At 62.6% G+C, this 25,950-nt stretch carries 25 protein-coding genes; 16 read left to right on the forward strand and 9 right to left on the reverse strand.

The window, feature by feature from the left end; translation table 11 throughout:
- The first annotated feature begins 469 nt into the window (after positions 1–469).
- Together AC0L3J_RS21935 and AC0L3J_RS21940 are read left to right on the forward strand one after the other, a co-directional pair.
- Complete coding sequence (locus AC0L3J_RS21935) at positions 470–676, forward strand: hypothetical protein (RefSeq protein ID WP_456768918.1); 207 nt, start codon at positions 470–472, stop codon at positions 674–676.
- A gap of 298 nt (positions 677–974) precedes the next feature.
- Entirely contained in the window at positions 975–1,364 is a 390-nt protein-coding gene (locus AC0L3J_RS21940) for a hypothetical protein (protein WP_473348275.1), read from the forward strand.
- 44 nt (positions 1,365–1,408) lie between these two features.
- On the opposite strand, the gene AC0L3J_RS21945 is transcribed toward AC0L3J_RS21940, so the two are convergent.
- The 3 genes from AC0L3J_RS21945 to AC0L3J_RS21955 form a co-directional block, all read right to left on the reverse strand.
- Entirely contained in the window at positions 1,409–2,947 is a 1,539-nt protein-coding gene (locus AC0L3J_RS21945) for an FAD-dependent monooxygenase (RefSeq protein WP_473348276.1), read from the reverse strand.
- 243 nt (positions 2,948–3,190) lie between these two features.
- The gene (locus AC0L3J_RS21950) at positions 3,191–3,619 is read right to left on the reverse strand and encodes a response regulator (RefSeq protein WP_473348277.1); all 429 of its coding nucleotides are present in this window, start codon (positions 3,617–3,619) and stop codon (positions 3,191–3,193) included.
- 60 nt (positions 3,620–3,679) lie between these two features.
- Entirely contained in the window at positions 3,680–3,880 is a 201-nt protein-coding gene (locus tag AC0L3J_RS21955; protein ID WP_456768922.1) for a hypothetical protein, read from the reverse strand.
- A 352-nt stretch (positions 3,881–4,232) separates the two neighbouring features.
- Between AC0L3J_RS21955 and AC0L3J_RS21960 the strand changes: the two genes are divergently transcribed.
- The 5 genes from AC0L3J_RS21960 to AC0L3J_RS21980 all read left to right on the forward strand — a co-directional run bounded on the left by AC0L3J_RS21960 (position 4,233) and on the right by AC0L3J_RS21980 (position 8,421).
- On the forward strand, positions 4,233–4,532 hold the full coding sequence (locus tag AC0L3J_RS21960; RefSeq protein ID WP_456768923.1) for a hypothetical protein: 300 nt from the start codon (positions 4,233–4,235) through the stop codon (positions 4,530–4,532).
- A 62-nt stretch (positions 4,533–4,594) separates the two neighbouring features.
- A complete protein-coding gene (locus AC0L3J_RS21965) occupies positions 4,595–5,023 on the forward strand; it encodes a GNAT family N-acetyltransferase (protein WP_473348278.1) in 429 nt (142 codons plus the stop codon).
- 238 nt (positions 5,024–5,261) lie between these two features.
- Positions 5,262–6,530 (forward strand): CaiB/BaiF CoA transferase family protein, encoded by a 1,269-nt coding sequence (locus AC0L3J_RS21970; RefSeq protein WP_473348336.1) that lies wholly within the window; start codon positions 5,262–5,264, stop codon positions 6,528–6,530.
- A gap of 106 nt (positions 6,531–6,636) precedes the next feature.
- Positions 6,637–7,866 (forward strand): acyl-CoA dehydrogenase family protein, encoded by a 1,230-nt coding sequence (locus AC0L3J_RS21975; protein ID WP_473348279.1) that lies wholly within the window; start codon positions 6,637–6,639, stop codon positions 7,864–7,866.
- A 9-nt stretch (positions 7,867–7,875) separates the two neighbouring features.
- On the forward strand, positions 7,876–8,421 hold the full coding sequence (locus tag AC0L3J_RS21980) for a flavin reductase family protein (protein ID WP_473348280.1): 546 nt from the start codon (positions 7,876–7,878) through the stop codon (positions 8,419–8,421).
- A 25-nt stretch (positions 8,422–8,446) separates the two neighbouring features.
- Here AC0L3J_RS21980 and AC0L3J_RS21985 read toward each other — a convergent pair whose 3' ends face one another.
- Positions 8,447–9,613, reverse strand: coding sequence for an NAD(P)-dependent oxidoreductase (locus AC0L3J_RS21985; RefSeq protein WP_473348281.1), 1,167 nt, complete (start codon positions 9,611–9,613; stop codon positions 8,447–8,449).
- On the opposite strand from AC0L3J_RS21985, the gene AC0L3J_RS21990 reads away from it, so the two are divergent.
- From AC0L3J_RS21990 to AC0L3J_RS22015, 6 genes are all read left to right on the forward strand, one after another.
- The gene (locus AC0L3J_RS21990; RefSeq protein ID WP_007601560.1) at positions 9,541–10,524 is read left to right on the forward strand and encodes an ABC transporter substrate-binding protein; all 984 of its coding nucleotides are present in this window, start codon (positions 9,541–9,543) and stop codon (positions 10,522–10,524) included. The two genes, AC0L3J_RS21985 and AC0L3J_RS21990, sit on opposite strands and share 73 nt — an antisense overlap.
- 78 nt (positions 10,525–10,602) lie before the next feature.
- Positions 10,603–12,297 carry a dihydroxy-acid dehydratase gene (gene ilvD / locus AC0L3J_RS21995; protein WP_473348282.1) on the forward strand — a complete coding sequence of 565 codons (1,695 nt, stop codon included), beginning with the start codon at positions 10,603–10,605 and terminating at the stop codon, positions 12,295–12,297.
- A 121-nt stretch (positions 12,298–12,418) separates the two neighbouring features.
- Positions 12,419–13,264 (forward strand): ABC transporter ATP-binding protein, encoded by an 846-nt coding sequence (locus AC0L3J_RS22000; RefSeq protein WP_473348283.1) that lies wholly within the window; start codon positions 12,419–12,421, stop codon positions 13,262–13,264.
- Complete coding sequence (locus AC0L3J_RS22005) at positions 13,261–14,046, forward strand: ABC transporter permease (protein WP_473348284.1); 786 nt, start codon at positions 13,261–13,263, stop codon at positions 14,044–14,046. The genes AC0L3J_RS22000 and AC0L3J_RS22005 overlap by 4 nt, the downstream gene beginning before the upstream one ends.
- Positions 14,043–14,810 carry an ABC transporter permease gene (locus AC0L3J_RS22010; RefSeq protein ID WP_007612726.1) on the forward strand — a complete coding sequence of 256 codons (768 nt, stop codon included), beginning with the start codon at positions 14,043–14,045 and terminating at the stop codon, positions 14,808–14,810. The genes AC0L3J_RS22005 and AC0L3J_RS22010 overlap by 4 nt, the downstream gene beginning before the upstream one ends.
- A 37-nt stretch (positions 14,811–14,847) precedes the next feature.
- Positions 14,848–15,894 carry a 2,5-dihydroxypyridine 5,6-dioxygenase NicX family protein gene (locus AC0L3J_RS22015; RefSeq protein ID WP_456768932.1) on the forward strand — a complete coding sequence of 349 codons (1,047 nt, stop codon included), beginning with the start codon at positions 14,848–14,850 and terminating at the stop codon, positions 15,892–15,894.
- Here AC0L3J_RS22015 and AC0L3J_RS22020 read toward each other — a convergent pair.
- Genes AC0L3J_RS22020 through AC0L3J_RS22040 form a run of 5 tightly spaced genes read right to left on the reverse strand, consistent with a single transcriptional unit; the run spans position 15,891 to position 21,597 of the window.
- The gene (locus tag AC0L3J_RS22020; RefSeq protein WP_473348285.1) at positions 15,891–16,883 is read right to left on the reverse strand and encodes a 3-hydroxybutyryl-CoA dehydrogenase; all 993 of its coding nucleotides are present in this window, start codon (positions 16,881–16,883) and stop codon (positions 15,891–15,893) included. The two genes, AC0L3J_RS22015 and AC0L3J_RS22020, sit on opposite strands and share 4 nt — an antisense overlap.
- Before the next feature lie 3 nt (positions 16,884–16,886).
- The gene (locus AC0L3J_RS22025; protein WP_473348286.1) at positions 16,887–17,975 is read right to left on the reverse strand and encodes an NAD/NADP octopine/nopaline dehydrogenase family protein; all 1,089 of its coding nucleotides are present in this window, start codon (positions 17,973–17,975) and stop codon (positions 16,887–16,889) included.
- A complete protein-coding gene (locus AC0L3J_RS22030; RefSeq protein ID WP_473348287.1) occupies positions 17,972–19,495 on the reverse strand; it encodes a class I adenylate-forming enzyme family protein in 1,524 nt (507 codons plus the stop codon). The genes AC0L3J_RS22025 and AC0L3J_RS22030 overlap by 4 nt, the downstream gene beginning before the upstream one ends.
- A gap of 2 nt (positions 19,496–19,497) precedes the next feature.
- Positions 19,498–20,787 (reverse strand): acyl-CoA dehydrogenase family protein, encoded by a 1,290-nt coding sequence (locus AC0L3J_RS22035; RefSeq protein WP_473348288.1) that lies wholly within the window; start codon positions 20,785–20,787, stop codon positions 19,498–19,500.
- A gap of 12 nt (positions 20,788–20,799) precedes the next feature.
- Positions 20,800–21,597, reverse strand: a complete 798-nt coding sequence (locus AC0L3J_RS22040; RefSeq protein ID WP_473348289.1) for an alpha/beta fold hydrolase — start codon at positions 21,595–21,597, stop codon at positions 20,800–20,802.
- A 216-nt stretch (positions 21,598–21,813) separates the two neighbouring features.
- Here AC0L3J_RS22040 and AC0L3J_RS22045 point away from each other — a divergent pair, with 216 nt between their 5' ends.
- The 3 genes from AC0L3J_RS22045 to AC0L3J_RS22055 all read left to right on the forward strand — a co-directional run bounded on the left by AC0L3J_RS22045 (position 21,814) and on the right by AC0L3J_RS22055 (position 25,902).
- Positions 21,814–22,575: an SDR family NAD(P)-dependent oxidoreductase gene (locus AC0L3J_RS22045; RefSeq protein WP_473348290.1), complete on the forward strand. Its 762-nt coding sequence runs from the start codon at positions 21,814–21,816 to the stop codon at positions 22,573–22,575.
- A 43-nt stretch (positions 22,576–22,618) separates the two neighbouring features.
- Positions 22,619–23,455: an enoyl-CoA hydratase family protein gene (locus AC0L3J_RS22050; protein WP_027566691.1), complete on the forward strand. Its 837-nt coding sequence runs from the start codon at positions 22,619–22,621 to the stop codon at positions 23,453–23,455.
- A gap of 95 nt (positions 23,456–23,550) precedes the next feature.
- Positions 23,551–25,902, forward strand: a complete 2,352-nt coding sequence (locus AC0L3J_RS22055; protein ID WP_473348291.1) for a bifunctional salicylyl-CoA 5-hydroxylase/oxidoreductase — start codon at positions 23,551–23,553, stop codon at positions 25,900–25,902.
- Positions 25,903–25,950: the final 48 nt, after the last annotated feature.

Here is a 25,950-nt window from a genome sequence, read left to right on the forward strand (position 1 = left end):
ATGGGAGCGGGCAGCACGTGGGCCAATACTTCTTCGGAAAGGGACACGGCCGAACCGTTTTCTTGTTCGGCAAGTACAAGGGCGCCTTCAAAACGCATGCTGAGTGTCAGGCCTTCGTCGACGGCGTTCTTGCAGTGCTTTTCCCCTGAGGGAGTGGCTAGCAGCGACTGCCCTGAAGGGCGCTGCGGATCGCCGCGACGCGTCGCTGGATGGTTTGCCCGCAGTCAGCGAGCTGCGCTAGGTAACGGGCGACGATCGGAAGAGCTGGCAGCGGACCCTCGGAAACTTGTCCATACCAGCCGATGAAGTCAGCCCAATCAGTGGCGTAGCCCTTGCGGGAGTTGGAAGACTTTTCCGCCTCGAGATAGGCCTCGCACCGCGGCCTTCGGGTCGACGAAAGCGCCGGGGGACCCTACGCTGCATCTTCGGTTGAGGATCTCACCGGAACCGCCCTCGCAAAGAAATAGTCGTGAGCTTGCCGATCAACAAAGGACTCGATCTGACGCCTGCGCAGTGGACTGCAGCTGGTGCCGGGCTTTTTGTGTCAGCGGCCGTGGCTCGATTACTTGTCTTCGAAGGCGACATCCCGCGAAACTGGGCGATAATCCTAGTCATCATTGGATTTGGTGTGCGGCCCGCTTTGATCGGCTGGCTCAGGAAACGCACGATCTCCTAGGCTCGATGAGGCGGAGCCAGGCCACCGCCGCCCGCTGTATTCCGTCAAGGCCGTTATTGGACATCATCGCCAGATCCAAGATGGCGGCAAGTGACACCCATTGCGGACATTTTTAAGAGCCGAGTAACGGATCGTTAGACCTTCAATTGACCACTTCGAGAACCGACACAACTCTCGTGAGAAACCTGACCTTAAACGTTAGTTGCTTGCTCATCTATCTCTAAGGCCCGAATCCATTTGGGTTTCCGCGCGTCTAACTTTCGATAATTGAGGGCGACAATTGAGGTCATCATCCGGCTTGCACTTCATCGGGCTTGACCATATTCGGGCCTACTCGTCGCTTATCGCCTACTATGACACCAGCTTCAGGCTGGGAGGCGCCGGCCTTTCATGGGCGTTATCGAAGATCGGCGAATATAGCTATTCCATCTACCTGCTGCATACGTTCTTCGTGTTTCAAGTAGCGGAATTCGTTCAACGCCACCTGATGGGCATCTCGAACTTCTACGTTGCGCTGGCGTGGTCATTCGCCTGTTTCACCCTGATGATTCCGATCGGGGTCATCAGTTTCACCTACGTGGACGCGCCTTTTCTTCGGCTTCGTCGGTTCTATACGAAGCCAAATGCACAAGCGTCGCTCAGTACGCGCGCAGTGTCGCTACGTAGGGATCAGACGTGGTCGTGCTGATGTATGCGCCGAAACGTGCGACATTTGTTGAAATTCGTCCGTTACTACGCCGCAGGCGCCCCGAACCACCTCGTCAGCGCGTCCGCAAGTCCATCATCGCTTTGATCTCTCACCCAGGCCACGTGCCCGTCCGGCCGCACCAACACGGCGCTTGGTACTGCGACTTGTCCGACGGTCGGAAGCTCCCAGGCGCTGTCGTGTTCGACATCCACTGTTTTGACGCGATCAACCCATGGTGCGGTATCGAAGCTGCTCTTCTCGCCGAAATTGAGCAGCAAGCCCCGCGCGTCGTGCAGCAGCGTGAATAGTCGCAGCGGACGCCCTTCGACCGTCAGATCGAAATCGGGCATGCGGCGCCCGAGCAGTGCGTGTCCTTTGCCGAGATCATAGTGCACGTCGAGCCCGCTCATCATCGCGCCAAAACGCTTACGCGGTTCGTCCATGCCGAGCAGTTCGGAGACGACCTCACGCGCGGCCTTGAGGCCGTCCTCGCCGCGGCGGAGCAGGGCGATTTGCGCCATGGTGTTGCGCAAGGTCCGCGCGCCGACAGGATGCCGCTCGGAATGGTAGGTGTCGAGCAGGCTGTCGGGCGACAGGCCCTTGACCACTTGTGCGAGCTTCCAGCCGAGATTGACGGCGTCCTGCACGCCAATGTTGAGGCCTTGTCCGCCGACGGAGTGATGGATATGCGCGGCATCGCCGGCGAGCAGCACGCGACGCTTGCGATAGGACACCGCCTGCCGCGCCGCATCGGTGAAGCGGGAGATCCAGGACGGGTTGTGGAGCCCGAAGTCGGTGCCGTACACGGCGACGAGGGCTTCGCTGAGATCGCGCAAGCTGGGTTCGCCCGTCCGATCGAGTGTCGCTTCCGTCACGACCACCAGCACGCGTCCGCTCTCGGTCTTGCTGAGGCCGTGAAAGCCGAGCGCGTCATGGCGCAGGCCCCATGCGGGCTCGTCGCGCATCTCGACTTCGGCCATGAGGTTGCTCAGCGTCGGATCGGAGCCTGCGAAGTCGATGCCGGCGGCCTTGCGCACCAGGCTGCGGCCGCCGTCACAGCCGACCAGATAATTCGCGCGCAAGGTTTCGCCGCCGGACAGCGTCATGTCGATGCCGGTCTCGTCCTGCGCAAAACTCGTCACCTCGCGGTTTCGATAGATCGGCACCGCGAGCTCGCTGACCCAGTCGGCCAGGATGCGCTCGATGTGGCTCTGCCGCAGGGCCAGCCCGTAAGCGTGCCGGGTGGGGAGGTCGCTGATGTCGAGCCTGGTCCAGGCGAAGCCCGCGAGCTGGGTGATCTGTCCTTCGCGCAGGAAACGATCCGCGACGCCGCGCTGGTCGAGGATCTCGATGCTGCGCGCGTGCAAGCCGCCGGCGCGCGTGCCGACCAGTTCCTGATCGGCGCGCCGTTCGACGACGGCGACGTCGACATGCGCGAGCGCGAGCTCCGCGGCTAGCATCAACCCGGTCGGGCCACCGCCGGCGATCACCACGGCATGGTCTTTCAATTGGTCTTGCGTGTGGCGGGCGCCGGCCCCTTTGGCGTGGCCGCGCGTCCGGGACGTCGGAAGCAGTACAGGCATGTGATGACCCCTCGCGTTTGATGGTGTTCGGGTCGAGGGTTCTACGGCAGGGTCGGGGGCTTGAAGCAAGCCCGTTGCACACCACATATCTGAGTGGGGAGAGGGAATCCTTTGTCCTCGTTCGCCGCGTTGACACGTCGGGCAAAACACCGGCATGATGCGATCATCGAAAAGAGTTTGGTTTGACCCGCGCGGAGGCGATCCGCTGCGGGTTTTGTTTTGGGTTTTCTGGGCTTGCGCCCTTCAGCAGATGCCGGTGGTCCGCTGCATGGTGCTGGCGAGTTCCTCGAACGAAAACGGCTTGCTGATCATGGGAAGGCCGTCGCGCCGGGGTTCACGCCCGGACAATTGCAGGATCTTCAGTTCCGGGCGGTTTCGCCTGGCCCGCTCGGCCAGTTCGTGACCGTCCATGCCGGGCATGTTGATGTCAGTGATGAGGATTGAGATCTCCTGGTTCTGCTTGAGCCGGTCGAGCGCATCGGGGGCGCTCCGGGCGCTGATGACTTCGCAGCCGAGATCTTCCAGCATGTCCACGATGACGTCGAGCACGCTGGGATCGTCGTCAACAACCAGTACGGTATGGCTCATCGCACAACGTTCCTTCTGAAGGAATAAACGCGCCCGCCGTGGCGTAAGTTCCAGCACGGCCTGGTCGAACGAGCGATGTTTCACACCTCGTGCAAGGCGCCGCAGAACGGCAAGATCAAGATGCGCCCCCGCCTGCGGAGTGGCCTAGTCGTCCTTCGACAAATCGCCGGGTTTGGTGGGAAGGTCGATGGGGCCGCCCTCGCCATGCACGAGATCGCAGTCCTTGTCCTCCGTGTCGCCGGCGTTTTCAACGACGGCTTCTTGAGTGTCGCGCTCCTTGTCGATGCGCGGCTTTCGTCCTGCAAGATTTGGCGACGTGTTTTGTGAGGTCGTCTTGAGTGTCATCTGCCGGCCCTCCTGATCGGCTAACGCTGCTTAAGCGAATTCGTTCTTTTGACACGTCTGCGAAAACACTGGCAGAATGGCATCATCGAAACGAGCTTAGTTCACCCGCGCGGAAAGCTTTCGCCGCGGTTTTTTTCGTCTCGATCGAGATCGGACGGCGGCGGCGCGCTGCGGCCACGCACTCGTCAAATCTGGTGCGCCGCCGGCCGTACTATTGCTGGCCGCGCACGTGCGAATGTGCCGGCCCGCGGCGCTGGGCCAGTGCTCGCGCCGCTGCGGCCTTCGGAGCCAATCTGGTTGTCTCCTACTTCGCCATGCGCAGCTTCGAGAACATTGAAAGGATCATCAAGCGGTGAAGATGGCAGATGACGAAATCAGGGCGATCGTTGCCGAGACGCTGGCCGAGCAACACAGGCTTCAGCAGGCGAACATCGATGCCATCGTATTGCGGACGGTGGCATTGGTGCTGGCGTCTTTCGGAATCGAAGATGACGACCGAAAGGAGCTAAGGGCCGATTTTCAGCACTTGCGCCGATGGCGAACGAGCGTCGAGCAGGCGCAGAGCTACACGCTCAAGGCCGTGATTACGGTGATCGCCACCGGTCTGATGGGTGTGATTGGGCTAAGCGTCAAGGTCGTGCTCGGCAAGTGAGCCTCAGCCGCGACGACATTGCTGCATTCCACTCACGTCGTCCTTCGCCAACGGACCGTCTCATGTACAGAATTCGCATCGTCGACGGATCCGATGACGACATCGCCGATACATTGGCCGATCTTCACCGGTTGACGTTCTTCGATGCGGCTCCCTTGCCACGATTCGAGTTAGGGGCGTGGTGGCTTGCCTATCACGGCGATGAGCCAGTAGCCTTCGCCGGTGTCGTGCCGTCAACGCACATTCGAAATGGCGGTTATTTCTCCAGGGTCGGTGTGTTGCAGCGGCACCGGGGACGTGACCTCCAGTGCAGGCTGATGCGTGTGATCGAGGCAAGGGCACGGCGTATCGGGTGGGACAGCATCGTCTCGGATACGACGGACAATCCGGTGTCCGCCAATAATTTCATCCGGGCGGGCTATCGGCTCTTTGAACCCCATGTGCCCTGGGCTTGGGCCCATACGCTTTACTGGCGAAAGCGGCTTCGCTGAGCGAATGGAGCCAGGTTTCCCGTGGTGCGGAACGCAATTCCCGCAACGTAAAAATGGTTCGCGCGAGATGAGGCGCAACACGGAACGTCCAAGGGCCCGGCAGCTTGACAGCTGCCGGGCCCTTTTTGCGTATTCAAGCGATGCGGGCGAAGGACTTGCGAAGTCAGCGGTGCCGGGCTTTAAGTTTGCTCCTGCGGGAAATTCGGTAACGATAAACCGATGTAAGGGAGCGCCGTCGATGCCCACCAAGCCTCAATTGCCGGAACGTTCGTCGCGGGCGACGGGGGCGCCTACCGCGCTCGACGGTCTGCTGGTCGTCGATTTCACGCGTGTGGTTGCCGGCCCGGCTTGTACGCAGACGCTTGCTGATTTCGGCGCGCACGTCATCAAGATCGAGAATCCGGACGGAGGCGATGACACGCGTGCGTATGAACACGCCGAGATCGGTGGAGAGAGTGCCGCTTATCTGAGTCTCAATCGCAACAAGCGTGGCATCACGCTCGACCTTACCGTGCCGGAGGCTCGTGAGATCGCGCTGGATTTGATTGGCAAGGCGGACGTGGTCGTCGAGAACTTCTCCAGCGGGGTCATGAAGAAATTTGGCCTCGACCATGAAACAGTTGCGCCGCTCAATCCGCGGCTAGTCTATTGCTCGATCTCCGCCTACGGGCGCACCGGACCGTTTGCCTCGCGTCCCGGCTTTGATCCGATCACGCAGGCGGAAAGCGGCTTCATGTCGCTCAACGGATTTGCTGATGGCCCGGCGGTTCGCACCGGCCCGCCGATCGTAGACATGGCGACGGGGATGTCTGCCTGCAACGCCATTCTGATGGCGCTGTTGGTGCGGGATCGGCTCGGTCGCGGCCAGCATGTCGAGGTCGCCCTGTTCGACGTCGCGATGGGCATGACCGGCTTCTATGGCATGGCCTATCTGATCAACGGCGAAAATCCCGGCCGGTTTGGTAATTCGCCGAGTGGCTCTCCTACCGTCGGCGTGTACGAGGCCTCCGATGGACCGCTTTACATGGCCTGCGCGAACGACCGGCTCTATCGCCGGCTGGTTGTTGAGGTGCTGAACCGGCCGGATCTGATCACCGATCCGCGGTTTGCCTCGCGCAAGGCGCGTTCCGAGAACAAGGAGCTTCTGCGGGCAGCCATCGCGGAGGTCTTCGCGAGCGATACTCTCGAAAACTGGATGACCAAGATGAAGCTGGCCAATATCCCGGTCGGCTATCTGCGGACGGTCGAGGAGGGGTTCAATGCACCGGAGGCGCGAGAGCGCCATCGCTTGAACCGGATTCCACATCGTACGGCGGGGTGGGTCCCGAACATCGAGCCGCCGATTGCGATGAGTTTGACCGGCCCGATTGACCCTGTGGCTGCTCCGTTGCTGGGCGAGCATACGGAGCAGGTCTTGCGGGACACGCTCGGTTACGACGAGCGTCGGATCTCGGAGTTCAACCAAAAGGGGGCTTTTGGATCGGGCAAGCCGTCGGAGCAGGTTTGAACCCAAGCGGTCCTTCCCTTGGGACGTGCAAATCGCGCCCTAGCGCCGCCTCGGCTTGATTTGGCAAGGGTCTCGCCGCATAAATGCATGAAAGCGAGGGATGCGAATGGCGCCTGGTCAAGAGCCGAGCGTGGGCCGACCCGCAGGGGCGCAACCCGATGAGCCTGCCCATGCGGCAATGGTCGCGAAGGCCCGCGCGCTCGTCCCACGGCTGCGGGAGCGGGCGGCGCGGACGGAGGAGTTGCGGCATCTGCCGCCCGAAACGGAGAAGGATCTGCACGACGCGGGCCTGTTCCGAATGCTTCAGCCCAAGCGCATTGGCGGCGCAGAACTCGATTATGTCGCCTTGATCGATTGCGCGGACCTGCTCGGACAAGCGGACGCCTCGGTGGCATGGAATCTGGCCAATCTGGCGAGCCATCATTGGATGCTCGGCATGTTCGAGCCGACGGCGCAGGAGCTGGTCTGGGGCCGTGACCCGGACGCGCTGATCGCGTCCTCGTTCATTTTTCCCGCCGGACGTGCCACGAGAGTCGAGGGCGGATACCGGCTCCATGGCAGCTGGCCGTTCTCCTCGGGCGTTGCCTCCTGCGCATGGAACATGCTTGCGAGCGTGGTCTACTCCGACGATGAGGCAGACGGCATTGAATATCGGATATTTCTGCTGCCGAAAGCCGACTACAAGGTCCTCGACACCTGGAATGTCGCGGGGCTGCGCGGGACAGGGTCCTGCGACGTGGAGGTCAGGGACGCTTTCGTGCCCGACGATATGACGGTCGCGGTCGGCGATCTTGACGGCGGTCCGACGCCGGGAAGCAAGCTCAATCCCAACCCGCTGTATGCGCTCCCGGTGTTCTCGCTATTTCCCTACGTCCTCTCCGGCGTCGCGCTGGGGAACGCGCAGGCGTGTCTCGACGATTATGCGGAGGTCGTCCGTCATCGCATTTCCACCTACAATCACGCCAGGCTGAGCGACTTTCAAAGCACCCAGATCAAGATCGCGGAGGCGTCGGCGAAGATCGACGCTGCACGCCTGATCATGCGCTCGGCCTGTCTGAATGCCATGGAGGATGCAAGGCGGGGTCATCTCCCCGATATGGCGATCAAGACCAGATATCGGCGCGACGGCGCCTTTTCAGTGAACTTCTGTACGGATGCGGTGTCGATGCTGTTTGCCGCGAGCGGAGCACGAGGCCTGTTCACGACGGGCGCGTTGCAGCGGCAGTTCCGCGATGCGCACGCGATCAATTCGCATCTCGCGTTCAACTTCGATGCGGCCGGGACCAATTATGGACGTGTGGCACTGGGCCTGCCGTCCGAGAATCTCACGCTGTGAGGCCGGCCGATGAATGATCTGCCGAAGCAGCCGGCCGTTCCCGATCCGGGCAACGAACTCGCGAGCGACAACTCGCCGATCGATCCCCGTGATTTTCGCAGCGCGCTCGGCACCTACGCCACGGGGGTGACGATCATCACGGCCGCGGCTCCTGACGGCAAGCCCTATGGCCTGACGTGCAATTCGTTCGCCTCGGTCTCGCTGAATCCGCCGTTGGTTCTTTGGAGCCTGGTCGTCTATTCCTCTAGTCTGACCATCTTCCAGAACGCCAGTCATTTCACGGTCAACGTGCTTGGCGTTTCGCAACAGGCGCTTGCGAGCAAATTCGCCAAGTCGTCTGATGACAAGTTCACCGGTGTCGAGTGGACGCCGGGCCTCGGCAACGCGCCGGTGCTCGCCGAGAGCGTCGCCAATTTTCAATGCCGCTCAGTCAATCGCTATTACGGCGGCGACCACGTGATCTTTCTCGGTGCAGTCGAGGCCTATACTTACAATACGAAGGAGCCGCTGCTCTTCGCGCGCGGCGCGTTCGGCCGATTTCTTGCCGACGGCTAGCGCAAGCAGTCAGTGCAAGCGTGCTTCAGTTCGCGCTCGATGGTTTAGCGCTCCCCGCCGAAAGCTTGTAGATTTCGAGCGCATCCGCATCCGCGCCTCGCGCGGCCTTGGCGAGCCTGAAAAGTTGTCCGGCAAGCGAGGCCATGGGCACCGGTGTCGACGTCGTCTGCGCGACATCGGCGACCGTGTCGAGGTCCTTGAGCATTGTCGCAATGTGACCAAGCGGCGGTGAGTGAATGCCCTGAACCATTCGCGGCACGAATAGCTGCAACGGAATGGAGTCAGCAAAGCCGCCGGCGAGTGCTTCGGGCAACCGGTTGGCGTCGATTCCGGCGTTCACTGCAAGGCGTGTTGCCTCCGCAAGAACGGCCATTGCGCATCCGACGATCACCTGGTTGCATAGCTTTGTGGTCTGGCCGGCGCCGGTCGGGCCCATGTGGGTGAACCTGCGTGCCATGGCGAGCACGTAGGGGCGGACCCGCTCGATATCGCCGGCTTTTCCGCCGGCCATGATGGCAAGCGTGCCTTCCTCGGCGCCCTTGGTACCACCGGACACCGGCGCATCGATCCAACCCGCGCCGTTCGCAGCTAACAATCGCATTGCAAGGTCCCGTGCGGCATCGGGATGGATGGACGAGAAGTCGACCACGAGCTTACCCGCGCCGGGCGCTGTTGAGATGCTCGCGGGCCCGAAGATCACCTCTTCCACGGCGGCCGCATCCGTCACGCACATGAAAACGATGTCCGAGCTCTCCATCAAGTCGCGGGGGGTGGCTGCACGCCTGGCACCGGCCTCCACGAGCGCGGCCATCTTTCCTTCCGAACGGTTCCAGACAGCGACCTGATGGCCGGCGTTGAGCAGGCGTCGGCTCATCGGTGTCCCCATCAGTCCAAGGCCTAGATAGCCGAGCCGCTCGGCGCCTTGCGGGTTTGTCTTGCTCGCTTCAGCCATAGGTTGCCTCCATCTGTCGGTCCGCGGCGCTGCATTACCATATATCGCGCAACTCACGACGAAACCGCCCCGGCCGGCATGGCTTGCTTGATTGTTTGAACCATGAAACATTTGCCGCGGTCGGGTTGGATGGCGCCGGTCGGCGCCTGGGCAGCGGAGTGGGCACGATGCGAACCGTTTCGAAGTGGATCCTGGCTTTGGGGGCGGCAGCGGCCGTGAGCGCGAGCGCAGGCCCGTCATGGGCGCAGCAGACAATTCGTGTCGGCTGGACGATTCCGGCCGAAGAATCCAAGTACTGGATGATGCGCCGCCCGGCTGAGTTTCCCAATATCGGCAAGGCCTACAACATCGAATGGACCCAGTTTCAGGGCACCGCTCCGATGACGCAGGCATTGGCGGCCGGCGCGCTGGATTGCGCGACGCAGGCGCCGCTGTCGCTCGCCAACGGCGTAGTTGGCGGCAACCTCAAGGCCTACATCGTGGCGCAGCACGTCTTCGAGAAGGCCGGCGGTTTCTCGGTCTATTGGGCTGTCATGGACGACTCCCCGATCAAGACGATCGCCGATCTCAAAGGCAAGACGGTCGGTATCTCCGTGATCGGCGGCGGCACCCAGGGCCCGTTCAATCTGCTGCTGAAGCAGAATGGCATCGATCCGGCCAAGGACATCAAGCTGGTCGAGGTCGGCTTTGCCGTCTCCGAAGATGCGTTGCGGCAGGGCCGCGTCGATGCGGTCAACATGAACCAGCCGTTTGCCGCGCGCGCGGAGGCAAAGGGTGGCACGCGCAAACTGTTCTCGCTGTCGCAGGCGATGCCGAACATCGTGCACATCCTGGAAGCCTGCCGTGCCGATTTCGTCGACAAGAACCCGGAATTGGTCAAGGCTTACGTGCGTGACATTACCTCTGGCATGAAGAAAGCGCTGGCGAACCGCGAAGAGACGTTGAAGGTCGTCAACGAAGTCCTGAAGGCACCTATTCCGGTTCTCGAGACCTATCTGCTCAAGGACAATGATTTCGGCCGCGATCCGGGCGCTGCACCGAATTTCCCCGCGATCCAGAAGATGCTGGACATCTACGCGGAGACAGGGATGCTGCCAAAATTGGATGTCGCGCAATTCAAGCATTCGACGATTGTCGCTCCGCTGCAATAGGCGATCGGGCGAATGAACCGAGCGAGAAGGTCGCGGCGTCCAGGATGATCCGGGACGTTGCATGAAGATGATGCACGTATGAAGAAGCTCCGATCTCGGATCACGACGGATGGCCTCGACCGGGCTCCGCACCGCGCATTCATGCGCGCCATGGGGCTCGATGACGCTGCGATTGCCAAGCCGATGGTGGGCGTCGTCAGCATGAAGGGCGAACAGACGCCCTGCAACATGACGCACGACTTTCAGGTCGCGGCGGCCAAGACCGGAATCGAGGAGGCCGGCGGCACGCCGCGCGAGTTTTCGACCGTGTCGGTTTCCGACGGTATCAGCATGAATCACGAAGGGATGAAGTTCTCCCTTTTTTCGCGGGAGCTGATTGCCGACTCGATCGAAGCCGTCGTCCATGGTCTCGCCTACGATGCGCTGATCGGATACGGCGGATGCGACAAGACGCTTCCCGGCGTGATGATGGGCATGGTCCGCTGTAACGTGCCGGCTATTTTCATCTATGGCGGCAGCGCGCTACCGGGCCGCGTGGACGGGCGGACCCTGACCGTGCTCGACTCCTATGAGGCTGTCGGCAGCTTCATGACCGGAGAGATCGACGGCGCCACGCTCGAGCGGATTGAGCGGGCCTGCCTGCCGACCATCGGCGCGTGCGCCGGCCAATTCACTGCTAACACCATGGGGATGGTCTCGGAGGCGATGGGCCTCACCATTCCTAACGTGTCGATGGTGCCGGGTGTCTATGCCGAACGCGCGCAGATATCCAGGCGGGCCGGGCGCCTCGTCATGGAAATGCTGGAGCGCGGCGGGCCTTTGCCGCGCGACATCGTGACGCGGAAATCCCTGGAAAACGGTGCGGCAATCGTAGCCGCCACGGGCGGTTCGACCAATGCTGCGCTGCATCTGCCAGCGATCGCGAACGAGGCCGGCATCGCATTCACGATCGATGATGTCGGCGAGGTTTTTGCCAGGACCCCGCTGATCGGAAACCTGCGGCCTGGAGGCAAATATACAGCGAAGGACGTCTACGATATCGGCGGTGCCGCCGTGGTGATCCGGGAGCTGATCCAGAGCGGGCATATTGATGGCAGCTGTTTGTCTGTCACGGGCCGTACACTTGCCGAAGAATACGGCGCCGCCAATGCACCTGACGGAGAGGTCGTTTACGCGGCTCGCGCGCCGATCATGCCAGATGGCGGCGTCGCGGTGCTGAAGGGAAACCTCTGTCCCGACGGCGCGGTCATCAAGGTCGCGGGCCTGAAGAGTCAGTTCTTTGAAGGCGTGGCGCGCGTTTTCGAAGACGAGGAGGCCTGCGTCGCTGCGGTTCGTGATCGCACCTATCAGGTGGGCGAGGTTCTCGTGATCCGAAACGAGGGGCCGGTAGGCGGCCCCGGCATGCGCGAGATGCTCGGGGTCACCGCGCTGATCTATGGACAGGGCATGGGCGAGAAGGTGGCCCTGATCACGGATGGACGGTTCTCCGGCGCCACGCGCGGAATGTGCATCGGCTATGTGTCTCCCGAGGCCTTCGTCGGCGGTCCCCTGGCGCTGGTACGCGATGGTGACAGGATCCGGATCGATGCAGCGAACCGGCGGATGGATATGCTGGTCGACGAGGAAGAACTCACTGCTCGCCGACACGATTGGAAGCCGCGTCCGCCTCGTCATCGTGCCGGTGCGCTGGCGAAATATGCGCGATTGGTTGGCCAGGCACCGGGGGGGGCCGTGACGCATGAGGGGCCTGCGGAATGGCCCTGGTTCGGATGACGCGGCGCACTTGCCCGAAAACAGCCAATGGTCTGGCAAGTTTCTTGCTAAGCTCGCGTCGCTGACGAAGGATGTTTAGCAAGCCTGTTGCGCAGGGTTCGCGCGAATGAAGTGAGACGGGATGAAGGTAGTGCCTTCGAGATCGAGCGAATGGGTGAGACCGGTGACGCCGCAAAAACCGGCTTCTGCAATCATCGAGATCGAGAACGTCTCGCAGGTATTTCAGACCTCGGCGCGCAAGGACCATGTGGCGCTATCGGACATCTCGCTGGCAATCGAGGAGGGAGCCTTCGTCTCCATCCTTGGTCCGTCCGGCTGCGGCAAGTCGACATTGCTTTACGTCGTCGGCGGCTTCGTCAGCCCCACCAGCGGCTCAGCGAAGATCAGGGGACGGACGATCACGGGACCAGGGCCGGATCGCGGCCCGGTATTTCAGGAATTCGCGTTGTTTCCGTGGAAGACCGTGCTGGGCAATGTGATGTATGGCCCTCGCCAGCAGGGCGTGCGCACCACCGAGGCGGAAGCACAGAGCCGGGCCCTGATCGAAATGGTCGGGCTCAAGGGCTATGAGAACTTCTATCCCAAGGAGCTGTCCGGCGGCATGAAGCAGCGCGTAGCGCTGGCTCGAACGCTGGCTTACCATCCTGAGGTTCTGTTGATGGACGAGCCGTTCGGCGCGCTCGATGCTCACACGCGAACGCGGCTGCAGAACGATCTGTTGAATATCTGGGAGCGTGATCGCAAGACGGTGCTGTTCGTCACTCATTCGGTAGACGAAGCGGTTTTCCTGTCAGACAAGGTCGTGATGATGTCGAAGTCTCCCGGCCGCATCCGCGAGGTCATCGACATCGATCTGCCGCGGCCGCGCCGCCGCAGCGAGCTGCTGCTCGATTCACGCTACCAGAAATACGTTGTCGATATCGAGCGCATGTTCGACGAGACCGACCCTGTCGGGTCTCCGTCATGATGTCGCCCACCGCCCTGGCGAGACGTGCTGCCCCGGTGCTTGCCTGCATCGGATTGCTCGCGATCTGGCAGGCGGCGTCCCTCGCGTTGAAGAATGACAGCTTTCCAACGGCGATCGAAGCAATTCGGGCGATTCCGGACATTCTCGGCGACAAGGAATCTCTGATCAACATCCTGGCCTCGCTCCGCCGCATGGCGATCGGGTTCGGGGTGGCGGTGCTGATCTCCATCCCACTCGGCCTGTTGATGGGCCGCAGCCGGGCCGTCGCGGCATTCTTCAATCCGCTCTTGATGGTGATCTACCCTGTGCCGAAGGCAGCCTTGATGCCGATCATCATGCTGTGGCTCGGCGTCGGCGACATCACGAAGACGCTGGTGATCTTTCTCGGCGTCAGCCTGCCCGTGATCTATCACAGCTTCGAGGGCGCCAAGGCGGTGGAAGAGAAGATGCTGTGGTCGGGTGCCGCGATGGGGCTTTCGCCTGCGCAACGGCTGGTCTGGATCGTACTGCCGGCGGCGCTGCCGGAAATTCTGACCGGTTGCCGCACGGGACTCGTGCTGGCGCTGATCACGATGATTACGAGCGAGATGATCGCCCGTCAGTCCGGCGCCGGCAATATCCTGTTCAATGCCCTCGACATGGGCCAATACGACACCGTCTTTGCGATGATCATCATCGTGGGGGCGATGGGAATTTGCCTCGATGCGATCTTCGAGCGGGTCCGCGCAAGACTGGTGCGCTGGTCGGAACCGCAGTTCGACATGCCGCTGAGCTTCTCATGATGCCGCAGCTTCGCTCCACCAGCATTATCCTTGGGCTTGCGCCGATCGTGCTGGTGATCGCGCTGTGGCAAGGCCTTGTATCATTTGGCTTCGCGCCTGCGGTCTTGCTGCCGCCGCCGGGATACGTCTTCAGCCGGTTGCTTCAGCAACTCGTGACATGGACGTTCCAGCAGGAGATCGCGGCGACCCTGATCCGGCTGTTTGCAGGCTTCGCGATTGCCGTCGTGCTCGGTGTCAGCATCGGCATCGCCGCCGCCGCCAGTCCGGCCATCAACGCCGTGGTTCGGCCAATCGTTCGCGTGCTCGCGCCCTTGCCCAAGGTCGCGCTCTATCCAGCATTGCTGCTGCTGCTCGGTTTCGGTCACGGATCGAAGATCACGCTGGTGGCAGCGGATGCACTCTTTCCCATTTTGTTGTCTACCTATTACGGCGCGTCGACGGTGGAGCAGAAGCTGATCTGGTCGGCCATGGCGGCGGGAACGCCGCGCTATGAGATCCTGTTCAAGGTGGTGCTGCCGGCCGCGATGCCGTCGATCCTGACCGGTTGCCGGATCGGCCTTGTCATTTCCTGCATCGTGGTGTTTCTGGCGGAGATGATCACGTCGAGCGACGGGCTCGGACATGTGCTCGTCACGGCGGCCCGGACCTTTCAGGCCGTCGACATGTTCGTGCCGCTGATCACGATCTCGCTGCTGGGCCTGATCCTCAATGGTCTGCTGGGGGCAGTGCGCGCGTATCTGCTGCGGGGTTTTCCCGAAGCATGAACTGACGAAGAAGAAACAGGAAGACCGGGAGTAGACCATGCTGGCTGATCGCATTGAGGCAAAATGGATCGACGCATTTTGCGAGATTTTTGAGCGATGCGCCGTCAAGGCCGGCGATACCGCGGCGATCCTCTCGGAAACCCAGTCACGTGCGTTGAACGTTCATCTGGCGGAGCTCGCGCTGCTGCGGATGGGCGCGCGACCGTTTCACGTGGTCATGCCGACCCCGCGTAACCGGAATATCGTTCCGGTTCGCTCGACAGGGGCGAGCGAGGCGATCCAGCGGCTCGGCCCGGTCATCACCGCGCTTCAACAAGCCGGCTTTGTGGTGGATTGCACCATAGAGGGACTGATGCATGCGGTGGAGACACCCGAGATCCTCAAAGCCGGCGCGCGCATCCTGGTGATCTCCAACGAGCATCCCGAAGCGCTGGAGCGGATGGTGCCGGATTCCGCGCTCGAGAAGCGCGTTCGCGCGGCGGCAAAGATGCTGCGCGGGACCAAGCGGATGCGGGTGACGTCAAAAGCCGGCACGGCGCTCGACGTCGATATGGTCGGCGCGTCCACGGTCGGCGTGTGGGGGTGGACGGACAAGCCCGGTACGCTGGCGCATTGGCCCGGCGGCATCGTCGTCAGCTTCCCCAAGAGCGGAACGATCAACGGCACGCTGGTGATGGCGCCCGGCGACATCAACCTGACCTTCAAGCGTTACCTGACCTCGCCGGTGAAGATGACGCTGAAGGACGATTATGTCGTCGAGCTGGAAGGCGAGGGCACGGATGCCGCAATGATGCGCGCCTATCTTGCCGCCTGGGGCGATCGGGAAGCCTATGCGGTGTCGCATGTCGGCTTCGGCATGAATCCCGGCGCGCGCTACGAGGCGCTGTCGATGTATGACCAGCGCGACACCAACGGCACGGAAATTCGTGCTGTCTCCGGCAACTTCCTGTTCTCGACCGGTGCCAACGAATTCGCCGGCCGTTACACGGCGGGCCATTTCGATCTGCCGATGATGGGTACGACGATCGAGCTCGACGGCATTGCGGTGGTGCGCGAAGGGGTGCTGCAGGACGTCTTCGGCTAACCGCGATCGAGCACTGGTGGCCGCGCCAGGTCAAAGTGCCGAAGCAGGTCGACCATGGCCTGAAGCCGTTTTGCCCGATAGGCGTCGATGTCCATACCTGAATAATCGAGAAAGCCTGCGCCCGTTCGCAGGCCGATCCGGCCCTCCTGCATGTTCCGCGAAATGACCTCCGGCGCACGATAGCGGTCGCTGCCGAGTGCGCCTTCGAGATAGCGGCTGGCGTAGTACAAAATGTCGCCGCCACCCCAGTCGATGAATTCGAGCAGCCCGAGCACGGCATAGCGGAAGCCGAAGCCGTAGCGGATCGCCTTGTCGATCTCCTCGGCGCTAGCGACGCCTTCCTCGACCATGCGCGCGGCCTCGTTCATCGCCAGCGCCTGGATGCGCGGAACAATGAAGCCGGGCGTCGCCGCGCAGACCACCGGGACCTTGCCGATGCCTTCGAGTAGCGCCTTGACCTCCTCGACGATGCCTGGATCGGTGGCCTTGCCGGGCGAAACCTCGACCAGCGGGATCAGATAGGCCGGATTGAGCCAGTGCACATTGAGGAAGCGGCGAGGATTCACGATTGCGCCCGAGAGATCGTCGACCAGGATGGTCGATGTCGTCGATGCGATGATCGTATCGGGGCCGACTTGTTTTGAGGCCGCCCCCAGCACATCCCGCTTGAGCTCGACGATCTCGGGGACTCCCTCGAAGACTATTCCCGCATCGGATAGTGCCGCCTCGCTCTGACTGGCGGGCACCACCGAGACCCGCGCGTTCAGCGGATCGACATCCGCCTCGGTCAGTAGCCCCAGCTTCGCCAGACTGGCAAAGGTCTTCGTGACTTCGCCGAGCGCATCTGCCTCCAGCCTGTCGAAATCTTCGGCTGGACGGGCCTTGATGTCGATCATCGTGACCATATGCCCCGCGTAGGCGAACGCGACGGCGATGCCGCGGCCCATGCGGCCGGCCCCGAGACAGGCGATTGTAGCTCGGCTGGTCATCGGTCAAAATCCCTTGCGAAGAAGCGTCTGCAAGGCGGCCTTGTCGAGATTGCCGAGGCCCAGCGTCTCGAGGGTTCGGCCGTCTTGCGTAAAATCCTCACCGCAGATTGCACCACCGATGGCCAGAAATCCTTTGGCCAGCGGCGTAGCCACGCCCGCCAGGCCGGCGACGGAGACCAGCAGCGATAGCCCAAGCCGCAAATCTTCTCTCATGTAGCGGTGCTCGGTCAGCACGAGCCGTTCGCGCCAGTCGCCGGAATCGGTCAGCCGGTCATGCGAGCCGCGGCCGTACATCCAGATCTCGCCTTCCTTGGCATAGTGATGGGCGAGCGGAAAATGCGGTGCGCCATATCCGAGCGCTTCACGCACGGCGGTCCGTTCGGCGTCGAGCGCGTCGGTGACCCGGCGGATCGCGGCTTGCGTTCCTTCCTTGTGGATGTCCCACTTCTCGAAATGCTCGATCGGACCTGCATTCATCACGATCAGCGGCGGATGGATGATCGGGCCTGCGTTCATCAGTGCGCCGGAGAGAGCATCTCCGCACGGCTCGATTGCGCCGGGGAAAGCCTGTCCAATCACCTCTAGTGCACGTGGCGCCTGATCGAGCGGGAAAACGCCGACCGGCAGGCGCTTGGCGCGGATGGTGATCGCGACCTCGAACGGGCCGTGCTTGCGGGTCAGCCAAGGCAGGGTCCCGGTTTCGGCAAAGCACGCCTTGGCGCGGTTGCCGGCATCCCGCGCAGCCTGGGCGAAGATCATCGAGCCGAACGTGGCCGGCGGCAGAAACACGACCTGTCCATCCCGCAGATGTGGAGCAAGCAGGCGCGCGATATCCGTCTGCGCGAAGGCAGGGGCGGGGCACAGGATCAGCTCTGCACCGTTGACGGCCTCGGCGATGCCGGTCGTCACCAGCGCCAATTTCACGTCGTGACGGCCGTTATGATCCTTCACCAGGATGCGCGAGCCGGCGGCGCGATGTGCTGCGACCTGATCCGCGTCGCGGCGCCAGAGCCGGACCTCATGTCCCGACAGCGCAAAATCGCCCGCGGCCGCGAAAGAGCCGTTTCCCCCACCCAGAACCGCAATCTTCAAGATGCCTCTCCTTGCGCGCGCGATTGCGCATCAAGCTGCTTCAGCAGGAAATGCTGGACCTTGCCCAGCGCTGTGCGCGGCAGGTCGGTGACGAAAACGACGTCGCGCGGAACCTTGTAGCGGGCGAGCTGGGCCTGAAGATGTATTTTCAATGCGTCTGCTTCCAGTCGACGGCCGGATCGCGGGATCACATAGGCGATAGGCACCTCGTCCCAGCGTGGATCGGGCCGGCCGATCACGGCGCATTCGCTGACATCGGGATGTTCGAGCAGGACGCGTTCGACCTCCGCCGGATAGATGTTCTCGCCGCCGGAAATGATCATGTTCTTCTTGCGGTCGCGCACCCAGAAATAGCCGTCCGCGTCGCACAGGCCGATATCGCCGGTACGATACCAGCCGTCGTGCAGCGCATCGCGCGTGGCGTCCGCATTGCCCCAATATTCGAAGAACACGTTGGGGCCGCGCACCGCGATCTCCCCCGGTGCGCCCGCCGGCACCTCGTTGCCGGCGTGATCGATTACTTGCGCTTCGCAGCACAGGCCGGCAAGTCCGGTCGATCCCGCGCGCGAAAGATCGCCACCAAGCCGGGTGTAGACTGCGATGGGACAAGTTTCCGTCGAGCCGTAGACCTGAAGCACGGGTACGCCGCGCGCCACGAAGCGGTCGATCAGATGCGGCGGCACGATGGTCGAGCCGGTCGCGACGGCTTTGAGTGACGAAAGGTCGGTCGTGGGCCAGGCGGGATGCTCGCTCACCGCCTGGATGATCGCCGGTACCATCACGGTCAAGGTCGGCCGTTCCCGTTCGATGGCTGCAAGCGCGGTGTCCGGCGTGAAGCGTGCGTGAACCGTGACCGTCGCGCCCAGCTGGAGCGCCGCCGTGGTCTGGATGTTGAGGCCACCGACGTGGAAGAACGGCAGCAGCGTCAGCACATGGTCATCGGACGTCATGTTGTGCATGTGCTGGCTCATGACGCCGTTCCAGAACAGCGCCTCCTGGCGCAACACCGCGCCTTTGGGCCGTCCGGTCGTTCCCGATGTGTAGACAATGAGGAGCGGGCAGGAGAGATCGGTGTGCAGGTTGCGGCCGGTGCCCCGGCTTCGAGCCAACAGGTTTTCGAACGTCGTGCCGCGGGGCGGCTCGAAATCGAGCCCGACGATTGCGGTTCCCTCAAGCTCGGCAAGTACCCCCTCAAATGCCTGCTCGAGCACCAGGACCTTGGCGCCGGCATCGTTGAGGATGAAAAGCTGCTCGGCGACAGCGAGCCGCCAGTTCAGGGGCACCAGCATCGCGCCGAGCCGCGCGCAGGCATAGAGCAGAACCAGATAGTCCGGCCGGTTCAGGCTGAGGATCGCAACGCGGTCGCCCCTGACGACGCCGAGCTCATGCTTCAACGTCGCCGCCGTCCGCTCGATGTACGCAGCGAATGCCGCATAGCTCAACCGTTCGCCCTCGAAGGCGATGGCTGTCTTGTCTGGCGCGAACGCCGCGTTGCGATCGATCAGACTGCAGAGGTCCACCGTCAGTCGTCCGTTTCGCCGGCCTCGTACAGCGCCTCGCGCCCGATCCGGTCGAGGCAGAGCTCGGCTGTCCAGGGCAACATCAGCGAGCCGCAGCGGCTATCGCGATAGATGCGCTCGAGTGGCAACGAGCGGAGCATGGCCTGTCCGCCGCAGGTGCGGATCGCGAGCGCGGCGAGCTCATTGGCGCCCTCCATCACAGAATATTGCGCGGCATAGGCGCGAAGCACCTGCTCCTTGCTCGGATTGGCGCGCGCCTCGGTGACTGCCTGGAACCAGATCGCCTTGATCTGCTCGAGCTTGATCTGCATCTGCGCGACCGCAATCTGCTTGGTCGGATACATCCTGCGCTTGACCGGCGGCATGCCCGGTACTTCGCCGCGCAGATATCGCACGGTGAAGTCATAGGCGGCCTGAGCAAGGCCCATATAGGTCGGCGACAGTGTAAGGAACATGTGCGGCCAGCGCATCGCGGCCTGGAAATAGACGCCCCGCGGCATCAGCGCCGAATCTGCCGGCACGAACACGTCCTTGAACAGCAGCGTGCGCGAGACCGTTCCGCGCATGCCGAGCGGGTCCCAGTCGCCGACGACCGAGACGCCTTCCGATTTCGAGGGGATGGCGAGGTAAAGCGTATTGCGGCGCGAAGCCTTCTCGCCTTCCTCGATCTCCGTGCAGAGAACGCCGTAATAGTCGGCATGGCCGGAGAGTGATGCAAAGATCTTCTTGCCGTTGACGATCCAGCCGCCCTCGACCGGCCGTGCTTCGGTGCCGAAAGCGACACCGCCTGCCGCTGCCGCACCGCCCTCCGAGAAAGGCTGCGAATAGATCGCGCCGTCCTCGACGATACGCTTGTAGTGGACTGCACGTCGCCGCTCGTGCTCGGCGCGGGTCTCTGCATCCATGTCGAGATCGTCGGCGAGCGGGCCCGACCACAGCGTCGAGCAGACATGCATGTTCCAGGTGAGCGCAGTCGCACCGCAATAGCGGCCGATTTCGGCTGCCGCGAGTGCGTAGGTTTGATAATTCGCCCCGAGCCCACCGTGCTTCTTGGGGACGGCAATACCGAGCAGGCCGACGCGATGCAGATCGCGATAGTTCTCCGACGGGAAGATCGCCTCGCGATCATAAGTCGCGGCGCGGCCGGCGAACACGGTCTGGCCGATCTCGCGCGCCCGCGCGATGATGCCGGCCTGCTCGTCGCTCAGTCGGAACGCGACGGGATCGAAGATCGGTGCATCCAGCGCGACCTTGTCGGTCGCGCCGATGGTCTTGCTGACTTGCATGGTCATTGCGGAGTCATCCTACGTGTTGATCGCGACGGAATTCAGGAACCGGCCGAGGGCCTCGTTAAAGGCATCGGGGCGTTCGAGGTTGGCGAGATGGCCGACAGCGTCGAGCTCGACATATTCCGCGGAAGGAATGTAGGTCGCCGTCTTCGCCATCATCGGCGCCGGCGCGTTGTTGTCCTTGGAGCCGGACAGCAGCAGCGTCGGTATGGAAATATCCTTGAGGGTGCTGCGTTGGTCGAAGCCGATCAAGGCCAGCATCATGGCGCGATAGCTCGCCTCGGGCACACTTGCCATGCACTCGCGTGCAAGCTCCATTCCCCTGGGATCAGGATCGTCGCCCACCAGTTCCTTCACCAGAGAGGGCGCCAGCGACTTCATCGTTTCGCCGCGATCGAGCGGCCCGAGCCGTGCGGCGATAAACGATTTCTGCCAATCGCCGTCGGCCTTGCCGAACGCGGGGCTGGTCTGCGCCAGCACGATCGCGCGCGCCAGTTTTGGGGATTGCAACAGCCATTTCTGGACGATCATGCCACCGATGGAATGGCCGACCAGAATCGGCTTGCTCGCACCAAGCTGCTCGATGAATTGCTGAAGCGCATCCGCCAGGGCAGCGATGCTGACGCTGGCGAGCGGCGCCGATCCGCCATAGCCCGGCATGTCCCATGCAATCGCGTGGAAGCGGTCGCCGAATGTCGCAAGCTGCTGCCGCCAGGCCCGTGCCGCACCGCCGATGCCATGCAGGAAAATCAGAGGTGTCCCGCCCGGATCGCCCGCTCCTTCATAGGCGAAGCGGCCGTCCTTTGTTATCATTGGCGCAGGCTGCGACACGCGACATCCTTTTGCTTGGCCCTTCGATGCTAACAGGCCTGTGAGGGATGGGAAGAGATAATTTTATACTTAAAGCAATTTTCGGGCCGGTCTTCGGCGTGCCGCCTTTCGCGGGGTCGCGTCGAGCTTTGTTTGCAAAAGTTTGAAGGTTAAAATATATCGGGAAGAGCGATCAGCAGAATGCAAGGAAGCCAGCGCATGTCCGGATTACCGCATTCGCCGCACGCGCTGGTGACAGGTGGCGGTCGCGGCATCGGTCGCGCCATTGCAGCTGCGCTCGTCGAGGCCGGTGCTACGGTGACCGTCCTTGGGCGGAACGCTGCGACGCTTGAAGAGGCCGTCAGCGCAGGGGCAGCGCATTTTGCGGCCGTCGCCGACGTCTCGGACGAAACCTCATTGAAAGCCGCTATCGCTCAAGCAAGTGCGCGGCAGCCGATCGATATTTTGATCGCCAATGCGGGAAGCGCCGAGTCCGCGCCGTTCTCCAAATCCGACAGTGCCCTGTTTGCGCGCATGATGGATGTCAATTTCATGGGCGTGGTCCATGCTGTCAGCGCTGTGCTGCCAGGGATGAAGGATCGTCCCTATGGCCGTATCGTCGCGATCGCGTCGACGGCGGGGCTCAAGGGATATGCCTATGTCAGCGCCTACACCGCGGCCAAGCATGCGGTGGTCGGTCTCGTGCGTTCCCTTGCCATTGAAATGGCTGGCAGCAACGTGACCGTCAACGCGGTGTGTCCCGGTTTCACCGACACCGATCTGGTCGCCGGCAGCATCGAGAACATCATGAAAAAGACGGGGCGTAGCCGCGAGCAGGCCATTGCCGAGCTCGCAAAGCATAATCCACAGGGACGATTGATCTCTCCTCAGCAGATCGCGGATACCGTGCTCTGGCTGTGCGGCGAGGGCGCCGGCGCAATCACCGGGCAAGCGATCGCTGTTGCCGGTGGTGAGATTTAGCGCGCATGGCACCGGCACGGAACAAGAAAGCCAAGGAGATCGTATGAGCAGACCAGCCAATCCCGTGACCTTACCGCTTGCGGACTATTCGCCGCAGCACTTCCTGCTGGCCGTCGTCGATGGTGTGGCAACCGTGACGCTCAATCGTCCGGAACGGAAGAATCCGCTGACCTTCGAGAGCTATCGCGAACTCACCGATTTCTTTCGCGCCTGCGCGTTCGACGATGCGGTCAAGTCCATCGTCGTGACCGGCGCTGGTGCCAATTTTTCGTCCGGCGGCGACGTGTTCGAGATCATCGGGCCGCTCGTGAAAATGGACACCAAGGGGCTGACGGCGTTTACACGGATGACCGGCGACCTCGTCAAGGCGATGCGGGCCTGTCCGCAGCCGATCGTTGCTGCGGTTGAAGGCATCTGCGCCGGGGCGGGCGCCATCATTGCCATGGCGTCGGACATGCGGCTTGCTGCGAGCGGGGCCAAGGTCGCATTCCTCTTCAACAAGGTTGGCCTTGCCGGTTGTGACATGGGCGCCTGCGCGATCCTGCCGCGGATCATCGGACAATCCCGCGCTTCCGAGTTGCTCTACACCGGCCGGTTCATGACCGCGGAGGAGGGTGAGCGCTGGGGCTTCTTCAGCCGTATCGTCACGTCGGAGCAGGTGTTGCCCCAGGCGCAGCTACTGGCCAAGCAGATTGCTGAGGGACCGACCTTCGCCAACACCATGACCAAACGGATGCTGGCCATGGAATGGGCGATGTCGGTGGAGGAGGCGATCGAGGCGGAAGCCGTTGCTCAGGCGCTGTGCATGACAACGGCCGATTTCGAACGGGCCTTCGAGGCCTTTGCCAACAAGGTCAAGCCGGTCTTCAGGGGCGATTAAACGGGGGCTTTGCCGGCAGCCTGCCGCAATGGGGACTTGCGCGAGATTATTTTAGGCTTAAAATAGTTTCGCCGGGTTGAATTGGCGAGGCTCCCATGAAAGTCGCGATCATCGGTGGCGGACCTGCGGGTCTCTACGCTGCAATCCTGCTGAAGAAGCAGCGGCCGAGCGCTGAGATCGCGGTGTACGAGCGCAACCGCGCCGACGACACCTTCGGCTTCGGCGTGGTGTTCTCGGACGCCACCCTCGATAATTTCGAGAAGCACGATCTTCCGAGCTATCGCCGCATCACCCAGGAATTCGCCTACTGGGATGACATCGCCGTGCACTTCCGCGGAACGGTCCATCGGGTCGGTGGCAACGGCTTTTGTGGCTGCTCGCGGCAGAAGCTGCTCCTGATCCTCCAGGCGCGCGCGCGCGAACTGGGGGTCGTCCTGAATTTCGAAGCGGACGTCGAGGACGAATCCCGCTTCACCGACGCCGATCTGATCCTGGTCGCGGACGGCATCAACAGCCGTTTTCGCGACAAATACGTCGATCATTTCGCGCCGGAAGTCGATCTCCGTGCCAACAAGTTCGCCTGGATGGGCTCGACCAGGCCGCTGGATGCCTTCACCTTCATCTTCCAGGAGACGGAGTGGGGGCCGTTCATCGCCCATGCGTATCAATATGAAGCCGGCCACTCGACCTGGATTTTCGAGACCGATCCCGACACGTTCGAACGCGCCGGGCTGACAGGGCTGAACGAGACCCAGTCGGCTACGCGAATGGCCGAGATCTTCGGCTGGTTCCTCGATGGGCATCAACTGCTCACCAATCGTTCGACGTGGCGCAATTTCCCGATGATCCGCAGCAAGCGCTGGGTCAAGGACAACATGGTTCTGCTCGGCGACGCCAAGGCGAGCGCGCATTTCTCGATCGGCTCGGGCACCAAGCTCGCGATGGAAGACGCGATTGCGCTGGCAGAGGCGATGGAGAAGGCGCCCAGCATCAAGGTGGCGCTGGACGTCTATGAGCACGGCCGCCGCGAAGAGGTCGAGAAGACGCAGCACGCCGCCGACGTCTCGCTGGTCTGGTTCGAGCATGTCGACCGCTTCTGGGATTTCGATCCCGTGCAGTTCGCCTTTGGCGTGATGACGCGCTCGAAGGCGATCACCTATGACAATCTGAAGCTTCGCGCCCCTGACTTCGTGGCGGAGGTCGAAAGATCGTTTGCCAAGCGTGTTCGTGACGGCGGCTTCGACGTCGACACCGAGAAGCCGATGGTGCCGCTGTTCCAGCCCTTCCGGTTGCGCGAGATGGAGATCGCCAATCGCGCCGTGGTGTCGCCGATGTGCATGTATTCGGCGAAGGAGGGTGTGCCGACCGATTTTCATCTGGTGCATTATGGATCGCGTGCGATCGGCGGTGCCGGCCTGATCTTCACGGAGATGACCTGCGTTGCCCGCGACGCCCGCATCACGCCGGGCTGCACAGGATTGTGGAACGACGAGCAGGAGGCGTCCTGGCAACGCATCGTTGATTTCGTCCATGCCAATTCAGCCGCAAAAATCTGCCTGCAACTGGGGCACGCCGGGCGCAAGGGTGCGACCAAGCTGATGTGGGACGGCATGGACCGTCCGCTCGAGGAGGGCGGCTGGGAGGTGTTCTCGGCGTCGCCGCTGCCCTATTTCCCCGACAGCCAGGTCCCGCGCGAACTCGATCGCGCCGGCATGAACGCAGTGAGGGACGCTTTCGTCGCGGCGGCCGAGCGCGGCGAGCGCTGTGGCTTCGACATGCTCGAACTGCACTGCGCCCACGGCTATCTGCTTGCGAGCTTCATCTCGCCGCTGACGAACACCCGCACGGACGAGTATGGCGGCTCGCTCGAAAACCGCCTGCGCTTTCCGCTCGAGATCTTCGAGGCGCTGCGGGCCGTGTGGCCGTCGCACAAGCCGATGTCGGTGCGCATTTCCGCGACCGACTGGGCCGAGGGTGGCATCGGCGGCGACGACGCGGTGGCGATCGCGCGGGCTTTTGCCGAAGCCGGCGTCGACCTCGTCGACGTCTCAACCGGGCAGACCGTGCGCGATGCGCAGCCGATCTATGGGCGCATGTTCCAGACGCCGTTCTCCGATCAGGTCCGCAACGATGCGCGCGTGGCCACCATGTGCGTCGGCAACATCACGACGGCGGACCAGGCCAACACCATCCTGGCTGCCGGCCGGGCGGACCTCGTCGCGCTCGGGCGGCCGCATCTGGTCGATCCCTCCTTCACCATGCGGGCGGCAGCCTGGTACGGGGCGGACGACGCGTTCTGCCCGCCGCAATATCTTCCCGGAAAAGATCAGATTTTCCGCAACAGCGTGCGCGACCGGCTGGATCTCGAGGAGCTGAGAATTAAGGCTAAGCCCAAGACCCGGGCTGAGCTCAAGGCGGAGGCGACAAAGCCGCTTGCGGCGGAGTGACCGCCTGTGCGAATTTGGCCGCATTGCCTGGTGTGTACCGAGTGGAGT

Source organism: Bradyrhizobium sp. Kon37, assembly GCF_055807535.1.